Here is a 468-nt window from a genome sequence, read left to right as displayed (position 1 = left end):
ACACTTGCTATAGCACTGCTAATAGCCATTCGCAATCCGCTACTGTCGTCAACGCCATTTTCTGCCATATATTCCTTAACTCTTGCGATAGCATCGGTATATGCTGGCTGAATATCAATATTCTTAAATTTAACTGTCAGGCTAACGTTTTCCTTGCTAATTCTTTTATATCCAACTACTTCATATTCCAACTTAGATGTTGGCTTGGATAATACCATTTGATCATCATATGTGTCGCTGTCGTGCATTGCCTGTGCGACAGCGTAATAATTATTAAGCCCCGAACCGACATTTTTTCCCGCGGCTTCAATATCACCTTTAGCAGCAGAAACTAAAAAATTTCGTAAAGTTTGCTTTGCAGAATATTTTTCTCCACAACCAGTTAAAGTAAACGCCAACCCAACAGATAAAATAACGGGCAGAGTTTTCGAGAAATAAAATATACAAAGCGAAATAGCCTTGTATATC

At 38.0% G+C, this 468-nt stretch carries 1 protein-coding gene; it reads right to left on the bottom strand.

Annotated features, from left to right (window positions below):
• On the bottom strand, nt 1-468 hold a 468-nt coding region (locus ACYVTD_RS16545), incomplete at both ends, for a hypothetical protein (protein WP_461248756.1).

It is taken from the genome of Treponema sp. R6D11, assembly GCF_054786075.1.
The sequence above is the reverse complement of the archived record's forward strand: the minus strand, read 5'-3'. Positions and strand labels throughout refer to the sequence as shown.